This window comes from Actinoplanes sp. NPDC049668 (assembly GCF_044465445.1).
GTDB lineage: Bacteria > Actinomycetota > Actinomycetes > Mycobacteriales > Micromonosporaceae > Actinoplanes.
Map to the genome: position 1 here is coordinate 1,181,011 of NZ_JBITLR010000002.1, position 24,181 is coordinate 1,205,191.

The following is a 24,181-nucleotide window of genomic DNA, read 5'->3' on the forward strand; positions in this document are numbered from 1 at the left end:
TTCAATACTCGGATGACCACCGTCGACCGGCACCGGCACATCGTCGACGCGCTTCAACAGGCCGGCCAGTTGACCGTGACCCGGCTGGCCGAGCTGACCGGAACCTCCGAGATGACCGTGCGGCGCGACCTGGACCAGCTCGCCGCCCAGGGAGTCCTCGAGCGCTACCGCGGCGGTGCCCGCAGCCTCATGTTGCGCGGCGAGGAACCACCGTTCTCGCTGCGCGCCCACGAAGGCCAGGACACCAAACGCCGGATCGCCGCCGCGGTCACCGAGATGATCGCCGACGGCGAAGCCGTCGTCCTCGACAGCGGCACCACCTGTCTCGAAGTCGCCCGCCTGCTGGCGCCCCGGCGGCTGACCGTGATGCCCATGTCGCTGCACGCCGCCAACACACTGGTCGGCAGCCCGCAGCTGAAACTCCTGCTCCCCGGCGGCGAACCGCGGCCCGACGAGCTCGCCCTCACCGGTCCTCTCGCCGAAGCGTCGCTGGCCGCGCTGCGCTTCGACACCGCCATCATCGGCTGCTGCGGCCTGACCGCCACTGCCGGCCTGACCGCCTACGACCTCGCCGAAGCAACCATCAAACGCGCCATCATCGCCTCCGCGCACCGCGTCATCGCCCTCGCCGAACCGGCCAAGTTCACCCGCACCGCCCTCGCGTTCGTCGCCCCGGTCTCCGCCATCAGCATGGTCATCACCACCGACGAAGCCGCCCCCGACGACATCCGCGCACTCACCGACGCCGGCACCACCGTGCACACCGTCTCTGATTAGCCGCGCGACCTGCAGTTCCGATGCCGGCAACCAGCGAGCCACCTCAGTGAACCGGTTCGCGGCGGGCGAGTCAGGCCGGCAAGGTTTCGCCCCATCGCGCGAACTGAGTCCGGGCCTGGCGCTGACTCCGGGCGAGCAGCACCTTGCGGCCTCCCGGGACACGACCTACGCCCTGGCTGACCACCAAATTGGCGGCCACCCGGGTGAGGCCGTACCAGGGGAAGCGATAGGGCAGGCCCAGGTCGCGCATGGCGGCCCGGCCCAGCAGCCAGGTGCTGACCGAGAGTGCTCGCTCCCGCTCGTAGGTGCGGCGCCAGCGGCCCTCCACGACCTCGTCGGTCATCTGGATCAAGGATTTGGCCAGGGCGAGCGTGTTGGCGTCGGGCGGGGGGTCGTTCGAGAGGAAGTGGTACAGCAGGCGACGTCCCGCACGCTCGGTGTGAGGAAGCCAGGCGTCGTCGACGCCCATCAACCAGCCGGCGTATGACCACAGGTGCATCACCGCCGCGGCGTCCTTGCAGGACACGCGTACGCCGAGCAGGCGCAGGTGCATCAGGAAGCTGGTGCTGAACACTCCCAGGGTGCTGGCCTGGTCGTACTGGTTGATCGGGACGCCGCGCTCGGAGAAGTCCCAGGTGGGGTCGGCCTCCAGTCGGGCGTTGACCAGGGCGTGCATGACACGCACGTGGATCGACAGGCGGAAGCCCTCACCATCGACGGCCAGGCCGCCGGGGGCGGTCACCGCACGCCACCAGATCGACGTCTCCTTTATCCGGCGCAGGGTCTCGCCGCCGGTCAGGCGGCCGGTTCGGACCAGCGGCTCCAGGGCGGCGGCGGTGCGGTAGCCACCGAGCAGCGAGCCATAGGCCAGAACCAGGCCGGCGTCCATGCCGAAGGCGCGGCAGGCCACCGCACCGCGGGCCAGGAGGCGGTCGTCCACCCATGCGGGCCTGGAAGTCACGACGTCGAAGAAGGCGCGGATCGGCTCGGGGGCCGCGTCGGCGGTAGGTCCGGCGGCGAGGGCTCGGTGCAGGTCGCGAATGGTAAAGCCCGGCGTTTCGCGTACGGCGTTGACCAGCGCGGCTGCGGGCTCGTCGCGGCGGATCAACCCGGCCCGCAGCGCGGCGATCTCGTCCTCGCTCGGCTGAGCGCCCCGGCCCGCGAGGATCCGCAGAGGGCGGGCGGCCTTCTCACTCCACTGCTTGTCGGCGGCGAAGCGGGTCGGCACTCGCAGATCCGCGCGGGTGGTCATGTCTCGACGATAAAGTGAGTCAAAGCTCGGCTTCTACTCCTGTTTGGACGCTCTTCAATGACGGCGCAGAAAAGCAGGAAGACGCCACAACAGCGGCGCTCCCGGGACATGATCGACCGTTTGCTTGTCGCTGCTGCTCAGGTCTTGGAGGAGCGGGGGTACGCGGGTCTGAGCACCAATCGGGTCGCGGAGCGGGCCGGGGTCAGTGTCGGATCGCTGTATCGCTACTTCGTCGACAAGAACGAGCTGATCGAGGAGTTGCGGGCCCGGAGCTCGGCCGACGTGCTCGGGGACCTGACCCAGGCACTGACCGCCGCGGTGGCGATGCCCGCCCGGGACGGGGTGCGGCACGTGTTGGCGGTGCTGGTGCGGGCGCTGAAGCGGCATCGGGCCGTCACCGCCGCGATGATCGACGAGGCGCCGCTGGGCGCGCACGGCAACATCCTGCCTGAGGTCGAACGGCAGCTTGCCCAGGTGACCCGCATCTTCGTCGCGGTGCACGCGCCGGACCTCGAGCCTGCCGAGGCCGAGGCCCGCATCCATCTGGCAATGGGCGTGGCCCTCAACGCGTGCCTGCGGATCGCCCTCCAGCCGCCCCCGGGTGTCACCGAGGAGCGCCTGATCGATCTGACGGCCGACCTGATGGTGCTCGGCCTAGTGCCGCACCCGTCACGAAATTGAAGTCACGTGAGGACTTGGGACCTCCCGTCGCGCGGGCGCAGCCCGATCGGCCGGGCCGGTGGCGGCAAGCACTCTCCACCGCTTGCCGCCACCGGTTTGGTCTGATCGCCTCAGGCGCGTGGCGGGAAGGCTCTTCCTCGAGCGCCCGCCGGAGGCGCGGCTGAGAGGACGGGCCGTAGGCCGCCGCCCCCGGCAAGGCCGCCGGAGCCGATAGGCCCGACTGTGCGGCTCAGACTGCCGGCGCCCGATCTCAGACCGTGCGGAAGGTGTACCAAATCCGGTCGTCGACGGGGATGTCGCGGTTATGACAGTCAAAGATGATCAGTTGCTGGCCCTCTACGTCCGTGCCATCGGTGCCGCCGGCGACCGCCAGGCATCTGCCGCTCTTGCGATTCAACAGGTAGTTGTAGTTAGAGACCGGGACGTTGGAGTGCCCGGTCGTGCCCGGGTTGACGAACGTCCACTGCTGGTCGGTGTTGCTGTTGTTACGATCCCACTGGATGATCTTCGAGCTGTTGGCAGTCGCGCCGCCGCTGACTCCCATGACCTTCTGGCTTTCGGCGTTGATCAGGAAGAACCATTCGTCCCCGTCCGGGTCGTAAACCTGCCATTGCTGCTCGGTGCGGTAGCCGTCACCGCCCGGAATGTAGGGACCGGACCACTGGATGACCTTGGCCCCGTTTGCGTGGCTGCCGCCGGCGACGGCGGCGTAGTAGAAGGTGGCCGTGTTGCCCAGGATGTACCACCTGCCGGTGGACGGGGCGGCAGCCCGAGCGATGCCCGGACTCAGCACCACGGTCACAAGGCCGACCAAGGACGCTGCCATGGTGGATCGAACGCGTCTCATTCTTACCCCCGAATAGAAGACGACATTGAAGACCATCTTTCCTGTGGCACCCTGTCGGATCAAGGCCCGCGGTAGGGGCAGCGGCGGCCGACCGGCACAGAGCCTGGGGAGCGACCACCGCTTCGCAACGAGCCGGAACAGGTCAGACGTTGTAGTACAGCTCTAACGCTATAAGGCAGAAGCCCTGGCTATTCCCATGTACGGGTGGCGGCCGGGGCTTCGTCGTGTCTGGTGCGAGTCTCAGATCCGCGCCTTGACCCGGCCCATGTCCAATGTGCTCGTCCGCTCGCACGTCGTGGAGACGGTGGCACCGCGCGCAGCAGACAGCCGCTCAAGCCGCGGCCGCCGGTGCCGAAACGCATCGTGAGCGAGCCGCCGTGACGGACCAGACTCGTCCGCGCCGGTCCACGGTGGTCGGGGTCCCGGCATCAGCCGGGTCCCACTCGCGGTGCCGACGCCGGCGATACACACGATGCATGCGGGGGTGTTACCCGCTTTACGGCGTGCCGGACGCTCTAACCGTTGCCGGGTTGCGTGATCCGCAGGGCGAGCAGGCCGTGGTCCAGGCCCACGGTCAGCGTGTCGCCGGCCACCAGGCAGCTCAGCGCCGGGTGGTACACCTGGATCGCCCGGATCAGGCGGCCGGTGGCGGGATCCCACAGGCGCACCGTGCGGTCCAGGCTGGAGGAAACCAGGACGTCACGGTCGTTGTAGGCCATGCGGCAGACGCCGGTGACCTCGCGCTCGTGGCCGAGCAGGATCGCCTCGGGACGGCCGGACTCCGGATCCCAAAGCGTGATCGCCCGATCGGAGCCGCCCGAGACCAGAAGCTCTCGCTTTTCCACGGTGATCGAGCACAGGGCGTTCACCGCCATGAGGTGGTGGCCCGGTGATGCCCAGTGCAGGGTGCCGCTGGAGTCCCACAGCCGCACGGTGCCGGTCTTGTCGGCCGACGCCAGTGCCACGCGGCCCTCCCGGGACACCACTGTCAACGCCGTGACCCACTCGCTGTGACTCGCGAGGCGGCCACGCACGACGCGGTCGTGAACGGTCCACAGCCGTACCGTCATGTCCTCGCCGGCCGAAGCAATCAGTTCCTGGCCGTGCTCCCGCACGACGCAGACCGCGTTCACCGCGTCGTAGTGCTCACGCATCGGCTCGCCCGGCGGCGCCGACCAGTCGTCCCAGAGTTCGACGGCACCGCTGCTGTTGCCGGCCGCGACAACCACGGTGCCCTCGTCGTCGGCCACGCACACGCTGGCGACGGTGCCGGACTCGGCACGCAGTTCGAACCTCTGCTCGCCGGTGAGCGGGTCCCACAGCCGGATCCCGTCGTCGCCGCCGGCGGACGCGACCAGCGGGCCGTCGTCGCCGGGAACCACGCAAAGCGAGGTGACCGCCTTCAGCTGCCGCGCGTCCGCGATCGGGCCGCGGCGCGGCGCGTCGGCGTCCCAGAGGCGGACTGTGCCATCGCCGCCCGCGGTAGCCAGCACCGGGCCGTCGTCGGTCGGAAGCTCGCATACGGCGCGGATCCAGCTCGAATGGCCGGTCAATGGCTCGCGCTCGGACCAGTCGGCGCTATCCCACAGCCGGATGATTCCGTCCTCCCCGGTGGCGGCGAGGAGACGGCCGCCCGCAGTGTCAAGAGTGCAGAGATCGGTCAGCGGTCCGGGAGTGTCGAAGCGACGCACCTCCTCGTCGGTCTCCGGATCCCACAGCCGTACCGTGCCGTCGTAACCAGCCGACGCGATCAGCGCCCGGCCCGGGGACTGCCGGAGTGCGTGCAGGGTCGTCACCCAGCCGTCATGTCCTGTCATCTTGGCCAGTGGCGCGCCGGTCAGCGGATCCCACAGCCGTACCGTGCCGTCGTAGCCCGCGGACGCCAGCAGATCGCGGCCACCGGTGGGGACATGGGTGACAGCGGTGACCCAGCCTGCATGGTCGTCGAGCGTGTGTAGCAGCGTGCCCGTCGCCGGTACCCAGATCCTTACCGTGCCGTCGTCGCCGGCCGAGGCCAGCAGATCGCCGTCGGGCAGGGGTATCGTGCAGATGTTGCGCACCCATTCCCCGTGCTCGCGTAACTCACCGACGAGCCCTCGGCTGAGCGGGTCCCACAGCCGGATGGTGCCGTCCAGGCTCGCCGTCGCGAGCAGCTCGGAATCGCCGGCACGGAACGAGCAGATGCCGCGAACGCCGTCTTTGTGACACTGCCAGTCCTGCTCGGACTGGTTCGTCCGCGGATCCCAGAGGCGGACCGTGCCGTTGTCGTCGCCCGACGCCAGCAGCGTGCGCCCATCCACCGTCACCGGGCAGACGTCGAACACGGCCTCGGCGTGGCCCTCCAGAAGGGTGCGCTCCTGGCGGGGGTGCGTATGCGCCCACAACGCCCAGTACGGCACGTCGCCGGTGGCGCCCACATCGAGGTCGCAGCCGAGCTCGTCCATCGTGTCGGCGACCGAGAACAGGGCGGCGCGTTCGGCGGGCGCAGCGCCGATCGCGGCCGGCGCCAGCTGGAGCAATTGGGTGCGCGCGCGAGCCCGTGGACCGTCCGCGCCCCCGGCGACCCGCACCACCCGGTCCAGCCGGGCGTGCAGCAGATAACCGTCGTCGCACAGCAGCCGGTCGAGTCGGCCCGTGCGCGCGGCGTGCTCGGCCAGGCTGGTCAGAAGATAGTCGGGGGCCTGCGTCCAGCCGGTCGCGCAGCCCGTCCCGATCCACGCGTCGACCAGGTGGCTCTCGTCGCGGCGGGTGTCTTCCCGGGCGGCGCGCAGCTCGTCGTTCAGCGCCTGGTGGAACAGCCGGTAGTTGATCTCGCGGCCGCCACTAGTCTCGACCAGGAAGTTCGCCGCCGAGGTACGGGCGAACGCCGCCAACTCGGTCTCGGAGACCTCGGCGCCCAGGGCCCGCACGCCCGCCCGCCACAGTGACAGCGGCAGTCCCGGCGTCTCCGCGTAGGCCAGCACCGTGAGGGCGCATCGTGCCGACGCCGAACCCGCCGGGGACAACGTGTCCACATAGGTATCCATGGCCGCGCCGACCCCGCCGGCGAACTGCACTTGCGACGGGTCGAGCGCCACCGTGTCGTTGCGCGCTCGCGTTTGGGCCAGAAGACCCGCGACCAGGAAGTTGGCCCGGGCCAGCGCCGCGATGCGGCGGGCGACGGGCAGGGCCACAGAGACTTCCGCGTACGGGTTGCCGGGCCGCTCGTCGCCCACGAGTTGCAGGGTCACGCGCGCGTACTCGACCAGGTCGGACTCGGCGAAGAAGGCGGGCTCGTCGAGATCGATCACGTCCCGGCCCGGGGCCGTGCCGAACAGGTCCAGAAGGTTGCCCAGGTCGTCACTCCGCCGCGTGCCCACCGCGACTTGGACTCCGACTCCGGCACACATGCGGGCCAGTGGCAACAGCACCGCGGACAGGAGCAGCCGGGCCTGCTGGGGAGTCGCGGCCTCGTCGAGCGCGTCCACGATCAGGTTGAACCTGACGGCACGCCCGGCCAGATGGTCACGGAGTGCGGACGGCAACTCGTCCGGCGCCTGCGGCAACCGGGCCCCTGTCGCCTTGGCGATCTCGACCGCGACGTCCAAGGCGCTCTTGCCCTTGGCGTGGATCGCGCAGGACACCGATCCGGTCGTCGCGCGCACCGCGGTGTCGTCGGCGGGGAGCCCCGCGCCGATCTCCGGGTCGGCGGTCGTGACGATGCGGCCCAGCACGGCTGACTTGCCGACGCCGGGGGAGCCGGTGAGAACCAGCGGGCGACCGGCGGCGACCGGGTGGTCCAGCCACTTCTTGAGCCCGAGCAGGGCGGCCTCGCGGCCGCGGAACCGGAACCCTCGCTCGGAACGCACCGCCACACCCCGGGCTCGCGGCAGCCAATGCTGGCCGGCCTCGGCGTCGGTGGTGAGGGTCCACCCCCAGGCGGCCAGCGCCGCGTCGCCGGCGTCCCCGGCACGCCAGGCCGCCATCGATGCCAGCCCCATCGCGGGCAGATGCTCGTCGGCGTATCGGAAGGTCTGCGCGCGGCCGTGGCCCTTATCGTTGTGTTGCTCGACGATGCCGACCACGGCCTCATAGTCCGGCGACCACAGCGCCGCACCGCTGAACCCCTTGGCCAGGCCGGCATCGGAGTCGTTCGTCAGGTGGACCTTCCCCCAGGAGAGCCCCTCGGTGACCCGGCCGTGCGCGGTGCTGCCGTCACCTGACCCATTTGGAAAGCCGAACGCCCACCACGACCGTTGCAGCAAGGCGTGCTCCGGCAGACATCGCAACCGAGCCGGCCGGACCCGGGCCGGCACGGGCTCGTCGAGCTCCAGTAGGGCGAGGTCGATCTCGTGTCTCGGCAATCCGTCGTCCCGGCATCGCGCCACCCGTCGCCGCGCCCAGAAGCCCTCACCCGACTTCGGGAACGAGACCCACAGATCGGCCCGGAGTTCCCCGCCCGGGCAGGCGACGTGTGCGCAGGTCAGCACCAGTGTCGGACCCAACACGACACCGGTACCGATCGCGGTGCTCGAGCGCTCGCCGGTGTGGATCGCCACCGTCCACGAGGCGTCGGTGGGTGCAGGGTTCACGACGAGGTCCGATCAGGGGCGGCCGGTCGGCGCGGTGTCCGGCCGCCAGGACAGAGTCACCTCGAAGTTCCCTTCCGTCGCCGCGCGGGCCACCAGCCAGTTCGCCGTCCCGGTCACCTTGACGCCGAACTTGACCTCCACGCCGTCCGGCGCGAGCGCACGGGCTTGGGCGAGGATCTCCCGGGCGGCCTGGATGGCCGGCGCTGCCGCTGTCCGGACGCGCCCCGCCACGTCGCCCACCCCGGCGGGGCGGAAGCCGTCCACTGGATCGATCTCGAATTGCGCGAACGTCGTACCGTCCACCTCATACGTCACGATCTCCGACGACACCGGCACCCCCTGGAAATGAGCCGTACCGGCAAGGCGACGCCAGGCTCGGATTCACGTCGTCGCTATGCTGCCCAGACTGTCGCGCTATTCGCAACCGGCATTTCATGATCCTTTCGGGCGGCCCTGGCAAGATTATTTGATCAATGCCCTGAACTGGCTACATCGACGTCGCTGAACGGCCGGCTGTCGGAAAGTGGCAACCAGTCCCCGCGTAGCTTGCGCTGCACACGGGGGATCGGCAAAATCGTGCCGGTGCGCGATCGGCCGCTCCCGCCCGTGGCGGTGATCGATTCGCCTTGCCCCTGAGGAGCGACGAATGCCGGAAAACGATCTCACTCCCGTGCAACGCTTCGTTCTCCTGACCTTGATGATCAGGGCGGAGTCGCTGCCAAATACCGCTGTCAGCAACAGCCTCAAGGCGGACAAGAGAAATGATCTCGTCAAACGTGGCTTGATCGAGGTTTCCGGCAAGCCGATGCAGCTGGAATTAACGCAGAATGGGCAGGATCTCGCTTTGCGGGAGCTGACCGCGTCGCAACCGGAGAGGACGGGAGCCATCGGCTTCACCCTCTACACCGCTCTCGACTTCCTGCACCGGCTTATCGAGCGGTCCCGGATAGAACCTCGGGCCCTGTTCCAGCTCCGAGACCTCGACCGGGTTGTTCCAGCGGAGGCCTCGCACACTGTCGAGGAGCAGGTCCGCAAGGCCTATGCCGGGTTGGCCGGGCGGCCCGGCGGTCACGTCATGCTGGCCGATGTGCGGGACGCCCTCCCCGGTGTGGGGTGGGCCGAGCTCGACGCGACTCTCGTACGGATGAACCGGTCCCCCGAAGTCCACATCACACCCGAGTCCAACCAGAAGGCGTTGACACCGCGCGAGCGATCGGGTGCCGTCAGCATCGGCAACCAGGAACGTCACCTAATCGCCATCGTCTCGTGACGGGCCGCGGCCGATGAACCCCGACGAACGGCGCGCTCTCACCGCGCTCCGGCTGAGCTGGGCGCCGACCCCGGACGACGTCTGGCGGCAGCCGCCGTACCACGTCGAGGGCCTCCACCGAGACGTCGTCGACCTCGTCCTCGACGGTGTGGCCGAGGCGAAAGGCGAGGAGAACCCGATCGGGATCGCTCTCCAGGGTCAACGGGGCACCGGCAAGACCCACCTACTCGGCACGGTACGCGAGCGGGTACAGGCCGACGGCGGCTACTTCTTCCTGGTCGAGCTGTTCGAGTCGAAGGCGTTCTGGCGCAGCACCGCCCAGCACATGGTCGAGGGCTTCGCGCGACCCCGGGCCGACGGGGAAACCCAGCTGATGTTCTTCCTCAAGCAACTGGCCGAGGAGTTGGAGATCCCCCGGCCGGTACGCCGTGCCGTGATCGGGGCGTACGAGATCACCCGCCCGGCGCTGGACGCGTTCGTCGATCTGTTGCGCAAACATCACCGCCAGGTCGGCATCGAATGCCAGGACACCGCCCGCGCCCTGGTGCTACAGGCGTCGAGCTCGCTGCGCGCGCAGGACGTGGGCGACTGTTTCCTGCGGTGCAACGACGAGGAGGAGGCGGGCAGCCGGGCCGCGTGGGGCATGCGCCGCGGCAAGCGCTCGGCCCAGGAGATCGTGCGGGACGTCTCCCGCCTGCTTGCCCTGACCGGGCCGACCGTCATCGCCGTCGACCAGATCGACCTGCTGATCCGGCAGTCGGTCAAGTCCACCGCAGCTGACGATCGCACCGACTGGCAGACCTCCCTGCTGCTGGAACAGATCGCCGGCGGGCTCATGACCCTCAGGGAGAACACCCGCCGCACCCTCTCCGTCGTCTCATGCCTCCCCCGGACCTGGCAGGAGATCAAACTCCAGGCCACGGACACAGTGCAGGACCGGTTCCGCGAGGCGGTCTGGCTGAAGGAGATCCCGACCGCCGAGCTGGGGCGCAAGCTGGTCGAGCGACGCTTCGATCGCAAGTTCGCCGACGCTGACTTCACACCGCCGCACCCGACGTGGCCCGTCGATCCGGCGGCCTTCACCGACGACATGCAGTTGACACCACGTGAGCTACTGCGAACGATCGACAAACACGTCCGGAAGTGCCTGGCCGACGACGTGATCGAAGAACTCCAGCGGCTCGTGCCCGTGCCAGACGGCACAGGGCTGGAGCTCCCGCCGGCCGTGTTGCCGGCGCCGCCCACCGCCGCCTGGGCCGGCTACGATCGCGACTTCGAAGCGCTCGTCGAGGTGGCCGACCCAGCGGACGCGCTCGCCCAGGAGACCGAGGACCTCGTTGTGCCCGACCTGCTGCGGGCCGGCCTCACCGCCTGGATCGCCGAACGCGGCCCGGCCGGGCAGGCCTACAGCATCGACCCGCCGACGGGTGGCAAACCGGTGCTGCACGCACGGCTCCGCCAGGCTGTCGGCGGCGAGACCGACGAGGACGAGGAACACTGGTCGTTCCGGGCGATCAGTGCGAGGCAGCCCATCGCCGCGCTCAACCGCATCCGCAACGCCGTCACCGGCGCCGGACTGACCGAAGGGGTGACCAAGCGGAAGCTCTTCCTGCTGCGCACACCCGATTGGTCCGGCGGGCGGCGCACCGGCGAAGTGCTGGAGGGCTTCCGGCAGGCAGGCGGCCGGAGCCTGCCTTTCGACGAGGACGACATCAAGCAACTCATCGCTCTGCGGGAACTCATCCGGCGGCACGGTGAGGAGACGCTGCGGCCCTGGTTCGAGAAGCGTGGGCGCACCGCCACGATCGCGGTGCTACGCGAGGCCCTACCCGAAGGCACGGCTGAGCGGCCCGTACCCGCCCAGGCGGTCGCGGCAGCGACCGAGGTGGAGAAGCCGGCGGCCGGCGGATCAGACGACGCGGTGCCGCTCGGCGCTGCCGCCGACGGAAGCCGGGTGACGGTCGGGCTGGAGGCGCTTCGCCGGCATACCGCCATCTTCGCAGGCTCGGGCTCAGGCAAGACCGTGCTCATCCGGCGCCTCGTCGAGGAGTGCGCGCTGCGGGGCGTCTCGGCGATCGTCCTTGACCCGAACAACGACCTAGCCCGGCTCGGCGACCGCCCCCCGGAGCCTCCGGAGTCGTGGTGGCCCGGCGACGCGGAGCTGGCCGAGGAGTACCACGCGAACACCGAGGTGGTGGTCTGGACGCCACGGCGTCAGAGCGGGCGGCCACTGAGCTTTCAGCCCTTACCAGATTTCGCCGGCATCGGCGACGACCCGGACGTGTTCACTGCTGGCATCGACGCCGGCGTAGCCGCGCTGGCGCCGCACGCGCGGGCCGACAGCCAGACCGAACGCGCCCGGCTCAGCAAGGCCGTGCTGCGGGAGGCGCTGACCCGATTCGCCCGCAGCGGATCCAGCGACCTGCCGCGTTTCATCGACCTGCTCAGCGACCTGTCCGAGGACATGACCGCGCTCGGCGAGGACGGCGTGAAGCTCGCCGGGAAGATGGCGCAACTACTGACAGCCGCAATGATCAACGACCCGTTGTTCGCCGGCGTCGGCGCGCCAGTCGATCCCGGCGACCTGTTGACGCCTACAGCTGGGAGGCGCGCCCGGATCTCGGTGATCAGCTTTGTCGGCCTGCCGGAAGAAACGCAGCGCCAGACCTTCGTCAATCAGCTTCAGCTGGCTCTTTTCGCCTGGATCAGGCGGCACCCGGCCGGCGATCGTCCCCTCGGCGGGCTGTTCGTGATGGACGAGGCGCAGACGTTCGCCCCGTCCGGCGCGATGACCGCGTGCACCCACAGCACGCTGGTACTCGCCTCCCAGGCCCGCAAGTATGGCCTCGGGCTGGTCTTCGCCACCCAAGCGCCGAAGGGCCTCCACAACCGCATCCCGGGCAACGCCGCCACACAGTTCTTCGGCCTACTCACCAGCATGGCGCAGATCGACGCGGCGCAGGAGATCGCCCGGGCCAAGGGCAGCAGCATCACGGACGTCGGACGGCTCGGCCGGGGCGAGTTCTTCGCCGCGGTGGAAGGATCACCGTTCGTACGGATGCAGGCACCTTTCTGCCTCTCCCACCACCCGAAGAGCCCGCTGACGAGCGAAGAGGTCGTCGAGCGCGCGGCGGCCTAACCGGTTCGCGAGTGGACGGTGACAGCGGCACATGAGCTGTGGTGGGTGGGGCGTCGTGCGCGGCCCAAGCTCCGGACCAGCCTTCTGAAATGCGAAAACACACTGTCGGGCGCATCACCTGAAGCCGGCCACGGTGCGCAAGCACTGGACCGTACTGCATCAGGTGATGCGTGATGCGGTCCCCCGATACCGGCCGGATAACCATCTCGCGCGTCCGCCCGGGCATCTCGGCAACGGGCTACCGCGGCTGGCGAAATATCGGGCCCGGTTCCTCGCACCGGACGAGGCGGACATCCTGGTCCGGCACTGCTCACCCGAGTGCCGTGGCGTCGTCCAGGCGGCGCTCGGTACCGGCATCCGGCTCGGCGAGTTGCTCGGTCTGCCCGCCGGCACGGTCGTCCTCGATGGCGACACGCCGGCGGTCTACGTCGAGACGACGCTGCTGCGCGACGGCACGATCGGGAGCTGAAGTCCGAGTCCTCGCGACCGCGCGGTCTTGCTGTCGCCCAGCATGGTCGCTCTGTTTCGCCAACTGATCCCGGGCCTACGGCCGGATGAGTTGGTCTTCACCACACCCACCGGTCTGCCGTGGAACTCCAACAATTTCCGGCGCCGCTGCTGGCCGCCCGCGATCGCCGCCGCCTGCCCGCATCGCCTCAACGTGCCAGCCGGCAGCGAGGCCAGCAGGCAGGCCATACCGCTGCCTGACACAGCGTGCCGCTGCGCCGACCGGCTCCACCAGACACTGCGGTTTCAAGACCTGCGACGCACGCGCGTGGGATACCTGATCGACGCGGGCTGGGACTTTCATGCCATCCAGCTCCGGCAGGGCCACGCCTCGATCAAGACCACCTTCGACATCTACGGCCACCGTCTACCCCATGGCGACCAGACCGCTCTCCGCGCTCTCGATCAGCGGCTGCCCGGTGGGCATGCCGGCGTGGCGCAGGAGTCTGCGCAGACGCGGCCAGCCACGCTCGCGCGCCTGGAAGACCGCGTTTAGATCTCGCAGGTCGCGTAGGCCGCGATCGCCTTGTCTGCCAATGATTGAGCTGCATGCATGAAACCCCAACGGCGGCCCGCTGCTCGGTGCCACGCGTCATCGCTATTGCCGCGAACGTCCGCCGGACAATTGCGCGTGCATCCGGATGCGTTGCGTATGCCATGCACCCCAAAGCATCCTAGGAATCTACGTCGACACTCTGATCAGTCAAGTGCTTTGAAGCTGCCCGGATTGCCTAGACAATAGAACGGCGAGACCGAGCAGAGCCTCCATTTTAATTGACAAGAAGGCATTAACAACGCCAGCACAAACCCTGACCCGAGGGCTTCTGCGAGATCGACTCTCGTCCGCTTCTAGGCGATTCCGAGTATTTGCAGGGATCGGTGCAGATTTCGACTGTCTTAGCGATGTTGGTGGCTCCGGTCAGACGGGGACGAGACCCGATGTGAGCTGAACTGTCTGGACCGCGGGGTCAGCCGGGCCAGCCGGCGACGTAGTCGCCGAACGACTCTCCACCGACGGCGCCGATCGCGGTGGCCGGCAGCTCGGTGACGACGTCGACGGTGAGTTCGTGCATCACGTGGTCGGCCAAGAAGCGCCACAGTGACCGGTTCACCCTGTCGTAGGTGGAGTTGCCCGGTGCGCCCGCAACACCGGCGCGGAAGAACGACACCTCCGCCGGACTCCGACCGTGGGCTGCGCCGAGCCACAACCGGCCGTCGTCCACGGTGCAGCGCAGCAGGCCGTGAGCGTTCAGGCGGGGGACGTCCGGGTCCGCTTCCCGCCAGCCCTCCAAGAAGACGTCGACCGGGATGTCGCCGTCCGCGTCCCCGCCGATCATCGCCGGGTCACCGTCCTCGAAAACCTGGTTCAAACGCTTGGTGTCCTCATAGAGGGCGGCGATCCGGTGCCCGGCGTGCAGGGCGAGCAGACGCCACAACACCGCAGAGTCCACGGGGTCCTGCGATGAACGCGATACGCCCGCGCCGCCCCGGAAGTGACTCATTCTCTCCCGGGCCGAAGCGGACCACACCGCGATCCCCAAGTCCATGATCACGTCGCCCCGGAGACAGACCAGAAAGACCTCGATAGACCCCACATCGCCCCTTTCCCGGCGGCTACGCGCCTGGTACACCCATGTTCCGTGCGCCGAACATCCACAAGCCGAGCGGTTTCCCGTCCGGGTCGCGGAACGCCCCATACAGGTCCGCGTACTTAACGAGCAGACTGTTGTTCCCGCGCGCCGCCCAGAAAGCATCCATCAGCGCCTTCGGGTCGGTCCCGGCAGGTACCTGAATCAGCAGCTCACCGCGGTACTGGACCTTCTTCGCGTACCTCGAGAAGGTGGTGTCGAACTGCTTCGGCGAGCCGGAGAAGGTTTTCACCTCGCGCCGATGAGCCGCTCCTTGGTGGCATCATCGACGTTGAGTTTCCTCCGCAGCCACCGCAGGCCGAATGCGCGGCGCTGACGTTGCGGACCAGAATCATCGCCGGGTCCTGTCCGGCGTCGGCGCTCTGCCCGCTTACCGGTGCACTGAACGACGGGAGGTCCGGCTCGGATGCCGCGCTACAACCCGTCAGCATTGCCAGGAGAAGGATCGCTACACAAGGCCGTCGCACGAGACGACACCGTATCTGAGGACGCGGATTCGTGTAAACCGTGGGTGAGTTGCGGCCGGAAGAAGCGGTGGGACATAGTGCGGGCGTGAATCAGTTTCCACCGTTGCAGTCGGCAATGCCCGCCGCCGTTCCCGAGCCGGTCCGCTCGCGGCTATTGCGGAACCGGATAGGCGCCTTGGCCGGCTGGCTCGTCGGCGTTAGCCTGGTCATCGGTGGAGTCCTGACGCCCTGATTCGAGTCGGGGATCGGTGTCTGGCTCTTCACAAAGCTCGGCCAGCCCGTCGCAGAGTCCCAGAAGCAGACGACTGAGGCGTTTTCGGTACATCCATGGGGCCCCGCTTTCGTCGTCGCCGCGCTACTGGCGGCGGCCCTAGGCCTGGCCGCTCATTTCGCCGCCCGGCCCGGCTCGCGGCGGGCTCTTGCCATAAGCGGTGTGGTGTCGGGAGCCGCAGCGGCTGGCTTCCTGGCCGCAGCGGCGGCGAAGATCGATCAGGCCGCAAGCCGGCTCAGCGGACTCTGGACGGACCTCACCCTGCGGTACCTGCCGAATGGAAGACAGGGTCCCGGCTTCATCGAACTCAACCTGGAGACCGCGGGCATCACGGCTGCCGGCATGGTGTGCTCGATTGCGCCCACGAGGTCGACCAGCCGCAGTCGCATGTAACCGTCCCGCCCCGCGTGCCTCTCCGTGATGGCCAGGTGGCGGCCGTCGGCGCTGCGGAGCACGTTCGGCGTGACCTGTTCGCCCAGGACGGCCGGGGTCCCGTCGGTGCGGACGTGCAAAGCCGCCGCGGCGGTACGGAGAACGATCCCGCAGCGCTCCCAGGCGTTCTGCATCGGTGCGTCGTCCGGCAGCAGTATCGGCATGGACGTACCGCCCCGCCGGTGGATGGTCGCTCGGCGGCCGTCCTGTGAGACGACGGCGACCCGCACCGGCGGGCCGGATCGCCGGGCGACGCGCCGACGGGTCCGGTGACCGCAGGCTGACCCTAGTGCGGTCGGACCGGTCCACTGGCCGACGTCGCACCAGGTCGGATGCGCGCGGGCGAACAGCGCGGTGAGCAGCCCCACCACACCGGCACCGACGACAGCGACCCGGCGGCCGTCCACGCCGTCGCCGAGCCGTCGCACGCCTGCGCCGTGCAGGTCGGCGGCGGCGTGCAGCAGACCGTCGGCTCAGATCGGGCCCATGTGCGCGACATAGATGCCAGGACCGGGTCGAAGCCGGCCGGCAGCTGCACCACCGGTTGCGCAGCGGGTCACCGGTCCAGCCGGTGCAGTGGCCGTAGGTCATCGCCACCAGGTCGCCTTCGGTGACCGCTGGGGTGTCGCTGCGCTCGACGTAGCCGAGTCTGGTCACCGGGTAGGGGTCGGGCCCGGGCCGCCGAACAGCCCGAGCACCTGGTCGAAGCTTGTCCGTGCGCCGGACGCATCAAGCGTCGGGTGCCATGGCGAGGGAGCGAAAGACGGAAGTGTTTTCCTCAGAACCTGCCGCTTGCGGCCGATGATGACAGTGAAGGACGACCCCATCAAGGGGTCAGCCGGAGTGAGACGGGGTGGTTGATGGATTACCGCGATGAGCTTAAGCCGAGCCCGCCCCTGTACGGATGCGGCACCTGCACGTTCGCAGGCGCTATCCGCCTCCTCTAGGGCCGGGCCTCGGTGCGTTTGGGGCAGCGCAACGTGCGGTGACCATCGGTCGTTATAGGCCGCTTCTAAGCAGTCGGCCTCTCCGCCGATCCACCGCAATTCACGAAGCGCTCGACGGCTACCGCAACCGCGGACGCAAAGCCCGCCCCCGCAGGGGCCGCGGCTACTTCCCGTCGGTCATGGATCAGCGAATGGACGCGGCCCACGCCTCTCGCGGAGGGCTGGCGAGGCACCCGCGAAGATCATTTGCATAGCCGGCGGCCGCATTCATCGGCCGCCGGATTACTTCAGCGTGGCGCCACTTCGGCCGATGAGACGGCTGGAGGTGCGACGGTGGACGGCAGTGCGATGAGCGCAGCGGAAGTCTCGGCTGCCCTGCTGGCGATCGAAGACGAAGTCATCTGGGACGCCGAGGCCGGCTCCCGCACCGCAGCCGATCTCGAACAGCAGGCCATGACACTCGGCGACGAGACGCTCGTAGCGCGTGCTCGACTCTGCCGAGCCAACTTGCTCCTGCGCGGCGGTGACATCGCTGGGGGTGCCCGGGAGATTTACGGCATCCACGCATGGGCCGCCCGGCACGGCGACCGCATCCTGCAGGCCCGGACCCACCTCGCCTGCGCGAACATCGCCCGGCTGTCCGGTGATGATGCCAAGAGCCTGGAGCACTCGCTGAGCGCAGTCGAGCTGCTCGATGAAACCGCCAGCCCGTACGTGCAGATCCGACACCAGACCAAGCTCGCCGACGCGCTCGCTCGCAACGGCGCGATCGACGCGGCCCGGCTGCGTTTCCGCCAGGTCGAGGTGCTGGCCGGGGAAACACAGCAGTGGGACCGGCTGGGTATCGTGCTCAACAACTGGGCGTACGCCGAGTACACCGCCGGCGACTTCCCACGCGCTCAGGACGTGGCCCGCCGGCTGATGGAGCACGCCGATGCACACGGCGTCGAGCTCGACCCGACGGACCTGGACACGATCGGCTCGATCCAGATCGCGAACGGCGAGTACGCCCAAGCCGAGCAGACGATGCAGTTGTGCATCGCCCGGCACGAGGCCGGATTCAGCGACGACGCCGACGACATGGCCGAATTTCTGCTCACTCTGGCCGGCGCACAGCGCGGCCAGGGCGCTACCGGCCGCGCCCAAGCCAGCCTGGACGCGTCGCGCGCGCTCTGCCTACAGCGCGACCTGCACCAGATCATGGTCCGGGTACACGAGGAGCAGGCCGAGTTGCACGCTGCGCGCGGTGACTACGCGCAGGCGTTCGCCGCGCAGAAGGAATGCTTCTCCGCCCAGGAAAGCCTCCGCTCACGGCAGGCGCAGGCCCAGGCGCAGAACCGGTATGCGATGTTCGAAACCGCCGAGGCCCTCCAGGAGGCTGAACGTTTCCGTGAGGAAGCCCGCCGCGATCCCCTGACCGGCCTGCGAAATCGCCGCTACGTCGACGAAAACCTGCCGTCCCTGATCGCCGCAGACCCTGCTCTGGCAGTGGCGATCACCGACATCGACCACTTCAAGCGAATCAACGACGAGCTGTCCCACGACACCGGGGACAAGGTGCTCGTACACGTGGCCGACCTGCTCGAGACCGGCCTGGCCGCCGTCGCCCCGCAGGGATTCGTCGCCCGCCTCGGCGGGGAGGAATTCCTGCTGATTTTACCCGCCACCCCTGTTGCACTCGCGACCGCGAGACTCGACGGCATCCGGCAGGCCGTCAGCGAACACGACTGGCGCGGCCTCACCGGCGGCCTGCCCCTAACCCTGAGCATCGGCGTGGCCGACGTGAGCGAGATCTCGCCGCCCAGCCTGGCCGCCGTCCTGTCCGCCGCCGACCGCAATCTCTACGCAGCCAAGCGCGAAGGACGCAACCGCGTCGTCGCCGGAACTGCGCCGGAACCACTCGTCCGCGCCTACCGCGACCGCCCGGTCTGAATCCCTTCCTTCCCCCGCTCTACTTCCTGACCCGGCGCGGGCAGTTCACCGACCGCTACACCAAGGCCATTGGTCAGCTCGCCTCGGACAAACTCACCGAGCGCCTCGGCGGCATCTACGGCCGGCGCCGTGACCTCCGTCGACTACGCCGCGATCGTCGAGATCATCAGTGGCTCCTACGCCGGGCTGGGAGCAGCCCGCGGCCTGGAGACTTGGGCCGGGGCAACCCCTCGCCTTCGCCGCAACGTGCAATCGTTGGCCGGAGGCCTGCCGTGGGACGACGTCGCAGCGGCCGCGCCCGGCACAGCGCCTACATCGTGGTGCCGCCCATCCAGCATCCGTTGTGGGGCGCCTCTGGTCACCGCTTGTCAGCAGTGGGCTGGTCCGTAGCTCCGATACCGGGTTGGGCGCCCCTGACTCCAATACCGCCTCCACCAGCCGCCATAGACCGCCGGCTTCGGTGCCGCACCACCGCAAGTTCACTAACAGACTAAGGCCACAACCCGCACGGCTCATAGGGGCGCGGCTGGGCCGCCATTGCCGCTGGTGGCCATGGACGGTCTCTACCGCCGGTTCGTCAGGTGCGGTTGAACCGCCACCGGGTCGCGGTCAGCCCGTCCGTGCCGTAGCCGAAGGCCTGGACCGGGGAGATCTCGTAGAAGGCGTACTGGGGCGAACCAGGCAGGCTCTCGTCGTGGACTCGGCCGTCCCGGATGCCGAACGTCCAGCCGTACTTCGTTGCGAAGGCGGCGGCGACCCGGCGCAGCGCGGTGTCACCGGCAACTTGGTGAGCTTCGCCGTTGATCACCAGGTCGAGCTCTTCGCTGCTCACGGTGATGACGCTGTGCGGGTTGCGGGCCAGGTTTCGGCTCTTACGGGAGATCGGGCGACTCGCAACGCACGGCGCCCCGTCCACCAGTACCGGCATCACCGGTGCGGCATGCGGGCGGCCGTCCGGCCGCACCGTCGACAGCCAGCACTTGTGCGCCGACTGCAAGCACGCCAATGCCTGACTCCAGGGTTTGAGGGTCGCCACGTCGGTGTTGAACGGTGTGGCGTCCTCCTGCCCGAAGAGCAGCTCCGCGATCGGTGTACCGACCGTCATGACGGATCCTTCGACGTGTCGTACTCGTCGTGCAGCCGCCACCACTGGTAGGGCTGGGTCTGCGGCCAACCCTGTGGCGAGTCCTCCCAGGTCTCCTGCCGGCCGTACGGCGTCAGGTCGAGGAAGGTCCAGTGGCTGCCGAGCCGTTCCACGCCGCGGGCGGTGGTGGAGTAGGTGCGGAAGACCCGTTCGTCGGCGCGGAAGAAGACGTTCAGCGCGAACCCGTCGCCGGCTCCCATGTCGGCGTTGAAGCTGTTGTTCAGCGACGAGTACCAGGGCAGGTCCCAGCCCATTCGTCGCCGCAACGCAAGCAGGTCGTCCAATGGGCCACGAGACGTCAACGCCAGGGTGACATCGCGGGCGTTGAGGTGGGCAAGGTGTCCGACATTGTCGGTGAACAACGAGCAGCCGGGGCAGACATGCTCGGCGCCGTGCCACATGAAGGTGTACACGATTAGCTGACGGCGGCCCTGGAACAGGTCGGCCAGACTGGCCGGCCCGTCCGGGCCCTCGAACACGTAGTCCTGCTCGACCGGGGTCATCGGCAGCCGGCGACGCGCCGCGGCAACCGCGTCCAGCTGACGGGTGAGCGCCTTTTCGCGGGTGCGCAGGGTGTCCAGCGCGGCTTGCCAGTCGTCGCTCGTCACGATCGGTGGATGGCTCATACGGCCTCTTCTCGGCTCGTCCGGCATGGGTGTGGCGGTCAGTCCGTTCCTTAAGGGAACTAACGAGGTTGACGTTAACAGAGTCCGTTCCTTGAAGGAACCATCTTGCGTATCGTTGCGCCATGCAGCGAACGCAGTTCGGCGCCATGGCGTGCTCGATCGCCCGTACCCTCGACGTCATCGGTGAGCCGTGGTCGCCGCTGATCCTGCGCGACGTCTACGCCGGCACGAACCGATTCGAGCAACTCCAGCGGAGCCTCGGCATGTCCCGCAAAGTGCTCGCCGAGCGGCTGACCTGGCTGGTAACACAAGGTGTGCTGACCCGGCGCGAGTACTCCGCCCGACCGGCGCGACACGAGTACCTACTCACCGACAAGGGCACGGAGCTGTGCGATCTGCTCCTCGTCATGGTGCGGTGGGGCGACCGGTGGACGGCAGGCGAGGCCGGCCCGCCGGTGCTATACCGCCACCACGCCTGCGGCAAGACCAGCCATGTGGAACTACGGTGCTCGGAATGCGAACAACCCATGCACGCGGCGGACATCGACCTGCTGCCCGGCCCCGGCGCCGCCACAAGATCCTGACCTGAAGGGTGCCAGTTCGTGGGGGCTCCGCGATCTTCAGCTCGCGGACCGTTAGGCGGCGCGACGGTACTCGTGGGCGGGGTCTTGACCCGGCCGGACGAGTCCTCGAGCCGTACCATGGTCGCCGTCGCGGTCCGTGCCCGACCGGCTCGCCTGCCGCGAGTCGACCGGTGAGCCGGCGGTCTGGGCGTACCGGCGAAAGGACTGAGCGTGGCGCTGATCGAGCTGAGTACCGAGACCCCGGCTCCGCCCGCAGCAGCCACGCCGCCTGCCGCCTACTACCGGCGGGCCGGCCTCGTGCTGACCGCCCTGCTGCTGCTCGCACTCGGCGGGGCCGCACCTGCCCGATCGGTGCTCTTCAGGCGCGCCGGCTCGGTGCCACTGCCGGCCAACGGCGACTTCCAGCTGGTCGGCGGCGTTCTCTACACGATGGAAGCGGCCGCCGGCCGGCGCGTGCTGACGGCCTGGCGGCCCGCGCCGATGCGGCGGTTGTGGAGCCACACCGGCAGCACGGCCGAGGACCCGCTCTACGTGAACACGGCCAGGGATCCGTTCTATGTAGACGCGGCCACCGACGGCTTCACCGTGCTGCGCGAGGGCCGCGGCGTCACCGTGCTCGACACCCGGACCGGGGTGGTCCGGTGGACGTCGTCGGGTGGCGTGCAGCCGGTGGACGACCGGCTCGCGCTGGTCGAGGAGGAGATCTTCCGGCCCGGCACCGAGTACGACCCCGAGTCCGGTAATCCGGGCCAGCTCTACGGCACCAACACCGGAGCGCCGCACACCGAACCGGCGCAGCGCACCGAACTGCGCGGCGTCAAGCTGGCCACCGGCGAGACGCAGTGGTCACTGAGCCTGCCCGGCTCCGTCTTCACCACCTGGACGGGCGCGCCGGAGAACGTCGTCGTGGTGCTCACCCCGGACAAGCTGACCGTCCTGTCGCCGGCGACCGGCACGGTGCTGCGGGAACGGCCGATGCCGGCGCTCGACGGCGAGCGGGCCACGGCGGGCGAGGTCGTGGGCGACTCGGTCCTGGTGTATTACGGCACGGGCGGGCCGGTCACCGCGTACGCCCTGGACAGCCTGGCCGAGCGCTGGCGGCAGAACCAGCCCGACCCGGAGGGCAACTCGGCCCGCTGCCCGGGGCTCCTCTGTACGCGGACCAGCGACGAGCTCATCGTGCTGGACCCGCGCACCGGCGCGGAGCGCTGGCGGATCGCCGGCACCGACGTGGTGGCGTTCGGCCCCGGCGCCGTGCTGGAGGTGCAGGCGCCGGGCCACCCGCTGCGCACGGCCGACGCCGGCGCCGGGCGGCCGCGGACGGACCTGTCCCGGTGGCAGTCGTACTTCCCGGTCGAGGGCGGCGGAGCGTACGTGCTAAGCCGCCTGGAGCGCGGCCGCGGCACGGCTTTCGGGCTGCTGCGGCAGGACGACGTGGCGGTGCAGCCGCTCGGAAGGTGGCCGGACATGACGGTGCAGTGCCACGCGGCCCCGGCCCTGCTGGCCTGCAGGGTGCCCGAGGGCATCGAGCTGTGGGCCGTGCCCCGCTGACCTCCGCGATCATCCGCGGCCGAGGGCACAATGACGGCGTGGGGTGATGTCCTGAGCGCGGCGCACGGCGTGGTGGGCCCGGACGGCGGCGTTGCAGCGGGCGGGGGTCGTGGCCGTGCGGATCGCGCAGGCGGTGAAAGCCACTGACAGTGAGCTGGCACGGGTTCGGTTCTACGCCGAGGGAATCGAGGCGGACAGGTCCGCCCATCGTGTCGGAGGCACCACACAGGGCGCCGATCCAGGTGGGAAGCCGGATCGAATGGTGATCACTAGCCCGTGTGCCGCCACCGATGGGCACGGACATGATCTACCCCCGCCGCCTCCCCCAACCGCCGAAGACGCACCTTGATCGCCGCCGGCCGCAACGGGCGCAGGCACCGAACCGACAGCCACTTCGCAGCGTGCACCACGGCCCGTATCGGCGAGGTGTCCGGCGTCCGAGCCGGCGACATCGACCGAGCAACGTGGACGTGGACTGTGCGGCGGCAGACCACGCCGGGACTGGGCGGGCTGATTGACAAGGGCACCAAGGGTAAGCACGCCCGGAAGGTGCCGATCATCGAAGAGGTCCGGCCGATGGTGATCGAGCGGCTCGACTCGGCGGCCGGACCGGACGCCCGGCTGTTCACCGGCCCGCGGGGCGGCCGGATCAGCACCGCGGTGCTGCGGGACGCCACGCACTGGGATGAGGTGGTCACCGAGCTGGGTAACGAGCATCCGCGACACACCGGGTTGACGTGGCTGGCCGACGCGGGAGTCAAGCCGCACGTCCTACGGAAGATCGCGGGGCACGGTTCGCTGTCCACAACGCAGCAATACTTGCACCCGGATCAGCGATCGATCAGCGAGGCCGGAGACGCGCTCAGCGCCCACCTGCGTGCCCCGCGTTCTCCCGAGGCCACCGGCTACATGCTGTCTGAACTGGGCTAACGGGAGTCAAGGAGTCCATGGATGTGTCGTCTGGCCCCTAAACGGTCCCCAAAGACCCACCAGCAAGTAGGAATTTGAGGATCAAGCAGAATACGAAGAAGGCCATTTACCAGGGACAACACTCCGGTAAACGGCCTTCTTGATCGTCGGGCTGACAGGATTTGAACCTGCGACCCCTTGACCCCCAGGATTTAGAAGGCCCAGCGACGTGCTCACGAACGTTTTACCAGGTCACGGGAAAGTATACTCGGCCGAGTAAAGGTGTCGCTACCAACACCTCCTCGCGAACCCAACCTAGCGCTCCTACCAGCGGTTTTGCAGCATCGATTCCCCCAAGAGGGTTCTCCCAGACGTTTACCAGTGTCTTGTCGACGCCCGGCCAAGCCGGATCGGGCCGACGAACGGCGTGCTAACCGACATCGGCGCTACCTCTTGACTCGGACGCCGGCCTTGCTCGGCCAATTACTGTTCGACGAGGATTGCTCCCGCCGATTTCTATCCGGGTTTTATCGCCGTGCGGGCAATTCCGCCGAGCGTCTTTCCCTTGGCCGTGCCTGCGGTCGCTTGAATCCTACGCCGACCCCGAAGCCGGCAACCTCACCTA

General features: G+C 68.9%; 18 protein-coding genes and 1 pseudogene. 10 read left to right on the forward strand and 9 right to left on the reverse strand.

Going from position 1 to position 24,181, the window contains the following annotated elements:
* The first annotated feature begins 12 nt into the window (after positions 1-12).
* On the forward strand, positions 13-777 hold the full coding sequence (locus tag ACIBSW_RS12175; RefSeq protein WP_354717715.1) for a DeoR/GlpR family DNA-binding transcription regulator: 765 nt from the start codon (positions 13-15) through the stop codon (positions 775-777).
* A gap of 70 nt (positions 778-847) precedes the next feature.
* Here the strand turns inward: ACIBSW_RS12175 and ACIBSW_RS12180 are convergent, their stop codons facing one another.
* Positions 848-2,029, reverse strand: a complete 1,182-nt coding sequence (locus tag ACIBSW_RS12180) for an oxygenase MpaB family protein (protein WP_354717713.1) — start codon at positions 2,027-2,029, stop codon at positions 848-850.
* Between the two features lie 57 nt (positions 2,030-2,086).
* Between ACIBSW_RS12180 and ACIBSW_RS12185 the strand changes: the two genes are divergently transcribed.
* Positions 2,087-2,710 carry a TetR/AcrR family transcriptional regulator gene (locus tag ACIBSW_RS12185; protein ID WP_354717711.1) on the forward strand — a complete coding sequence of 208 codons (624 nt, stop codon included), beginning with the start codon at positions 2,087-2,089 and terminating at the stop codon, positions 2,708-2,710.
* A 250-nt stretch (positions 2,711-2,960) separates the two neighbouring features.
* Here the strand turns inward: ACIBSW_RS12185 and ACIBSW_RS12190 are convergent, their stop codons facing one another.
* From ACIBSW_RS12190 to ACIBSW_RS12200, 3 genes are all read right to left on the reverse strand, one after another.
* On the reverse strand, positions 2,961-3,512 hold the full coding sequence (locus ACIBSW_RS12190) for an RICIN domain-containing protein (RefSeq protein ID WP_354717709.1): 552 nt from the start codon (positions 3,510-3,512) through the stop codon (positions 2,961-2,963).
* 560 nt (positions 3,513-4,072) lie between these two features.
* Positions 4,073-8,128, reverse strand: coding sequence for a trypsin-like peptidase domain-containing protein (locus tag ACIBSW_RS12195; protein WP_354717707.1), 4,056 nt, complete (start codon positions 8,126-8,128; stop codon positions 4,073-4,075).
* Positions 8,129-8,140: 12 nt separating this feature from the next.
* Positions 8,141-8,458, reverse strand: coding sequence for a CU044_2847 family protein (locus ACIBSW_RS12200; protein ID WP_354717705.1), 318 nt, complete (start codon positions 8,456-8,458; stop codon positions 8,141-8,143).
* Positions 8,459-8,774: 316 nt separating this feature from the next.
* Between ACIBSW_RS12200 and ACIBSW_RS12205 the strand changes: the two genes are divergently transcribed.
* The 4 genes from ACIBSW_RS12205 (at position 8,775) to ACIBSW_RS12220 (ending at position 13,540) form a co-directional block, all read left to right on the forward strand.
* Entirely contained in the window at positions 8,775-9,398 is a 624-nt protein-coding gene (locus ACIBSW_RS12205; RefSeq protein WP_354717703.1) for a hypothetical protein, read from the forward strand.
* A 13-nt stretch (positions 9,399-9,411) separates the two neighbouring features.
* Positions 9,412-12,537 carry an ATP-binding protein gene (locus tag ACIBSW_RS12210; RefSeq protein ID WP_354717701.1) on the forward strand — a complete coding sequence of 1,042 codons (3,126 nt, stop codon included), beginning with the start codon at positions 9,412-9,414 and terminating at the stop codon, positions 12,535-12,537.
* 133 nt (positions 12,538-12,670) lie between these two features.
* Entirely contained in the window at positions 12,671-13,006 is a 336-nt protein-coding gene (locus ACIBSW_RS12215; RefSeq protein WP_354717699.1) for a hypothetical protein, read from the forward strand.
* A gap of 42 nt (positions 13,007-13,048) precedes the next feature.
* Entirely contained in the window at positions 13,049-13,540 is a 492-nt protein-coding gene (locus ACIBSW_RS12220; RefSeq protein ID WP_354717697.1) for a hypothetical protein, read from the forward strand.
* 472 nt (positions 13,541-14,012) lie between these two features.
* Here the strand turns inward: ACIBSW_RS12220 and ACIBSW_RS12225 are convergent, their stop codons facing one another.
* The 3 genes from ACIBSW_RS12225 to ACIBSW_RS12235 form a co-directional block, all read right to left on the reverse strand.
* A complete protein-coding gene (locus tag ACIBSW_RS12225) occupies positions 14,013-14,483 on the reverse strand; it encodes a hypothetical protein (protein WP_404799306.1) in 471 nt (156 codons plus the stop codon).
* 175 nt (positions 14,484-14,658) lie between these two features.
* On the reverse strand, positions 14,659-14,925 hold the full coding sequence (locus ACIBSW_RS12230; protein WP_354717693.1) for a hypothetical protein: 267 nt from the start codon (positions 14,923-14,925) through the stop codon (positions 14,659-14,661).
* Between the two features lie 724 nt (positions 14,926-15,649).
* Positions 15,650-16,027 carry a hypothetical protein gene (locus ACIBSW_RS12235; RefSeq protein WP_354717691.1) on the reverse strand — a complete coding sequence of 126 codons (378 nt, stop codon included), beginning with the start codon at positions 16,025-16,027 and terminating at the stop codon, positions 15,650-15,652.
* Between the two features lie 1,116 nt (positions 16,028-17,143).
* Here ACIBSW_RS12235 and ACIBSW_RS12240 point away from each other — a divergent pair.
* A complete protein-coding gene (locus tag ACIBSW_RS12240; RefSeq protein ID WP_354717689.1) occupies positions 17,144-18,742 on the forward strand; it encodes a GGDEF domain-containing protein in 1,599 nt (532 codons plus the stop codon).
* A gap of 577 nt (positions 18,743-19,319) precedes the next feature.
* On the opposite strand, the gene ACIBSW_RS12245 is transcribed toward ACIBSW_RS12240, so the two are convergent.
* Entirely contained in the window at positions 19,320-19,847 is a 528-nt protein-coding gene (locus ACIBSW_RS12245; protein ID WP_354717687.1) for a pyridoxamine 5'-phosphate oxidase family protein, read from the reverse strand.
* Positions 19,844-20,512, reverse strand: coding sequence for a DUF899 domain-containing protein (locus tag ACIBSW_RS12250; protein ID WP_354717685.1), 669 nt, complete (start codon positions 20,510-20,512; stop codon positions 19,844-19,846). The genes ACIBSW_RS12245 and ACIBSW_RS12250 overlap by 4 nt, the downstream gene beginning before the upstream one ends.
* Before the next feature lie 122 nt (positions 20,513-20,634).
* On the opposite strand from ACIBSW_RS12250, the gene ACIBSW_RS12255 reads away from it, so the two are divergent.
* The 3 genes and pseudogenes from ACIBSW_RS12255 to ACIBSW_RS12265 form a co-directional block, all read left to right on the forward strand.
* Positions 20,635-21,096 (forward strand): helix-turn-helix domain-containing protein, encoded by a 462-nt coding sequence (locus ACIBSW_RS12255; protein ID WP_354717683.1) that lies wholly within the window; start codon positions 20,635-20,637, stop codon positions 21,094-21,096.
* 210 nt (positions 21,097-21,306) lie between these two features.
* Complete coding sequence (locus ACIBSW_RS12260) at positions 21,307-22,647, forward strand: PQQ-binding-like beta-propeller repeat protein (RefSeq protein ID WP_354717681.1); 1,341 nt, start codon at positions 21,307-21,309, stop codon at positions 22,645-22,647.
* Positions 22,648-23,040: 393 nt separating this feature from the next.
* Positions 23,041-23,577 (forward strand): annotated as a pseudogene (locus ACIBSW_RS12265) (tyrosine-type recombinase/integrase); the annotation flags it as partial.
* Between the last annotated feature and the right edge of the window lie 604 nt (positions 23,578-24,181).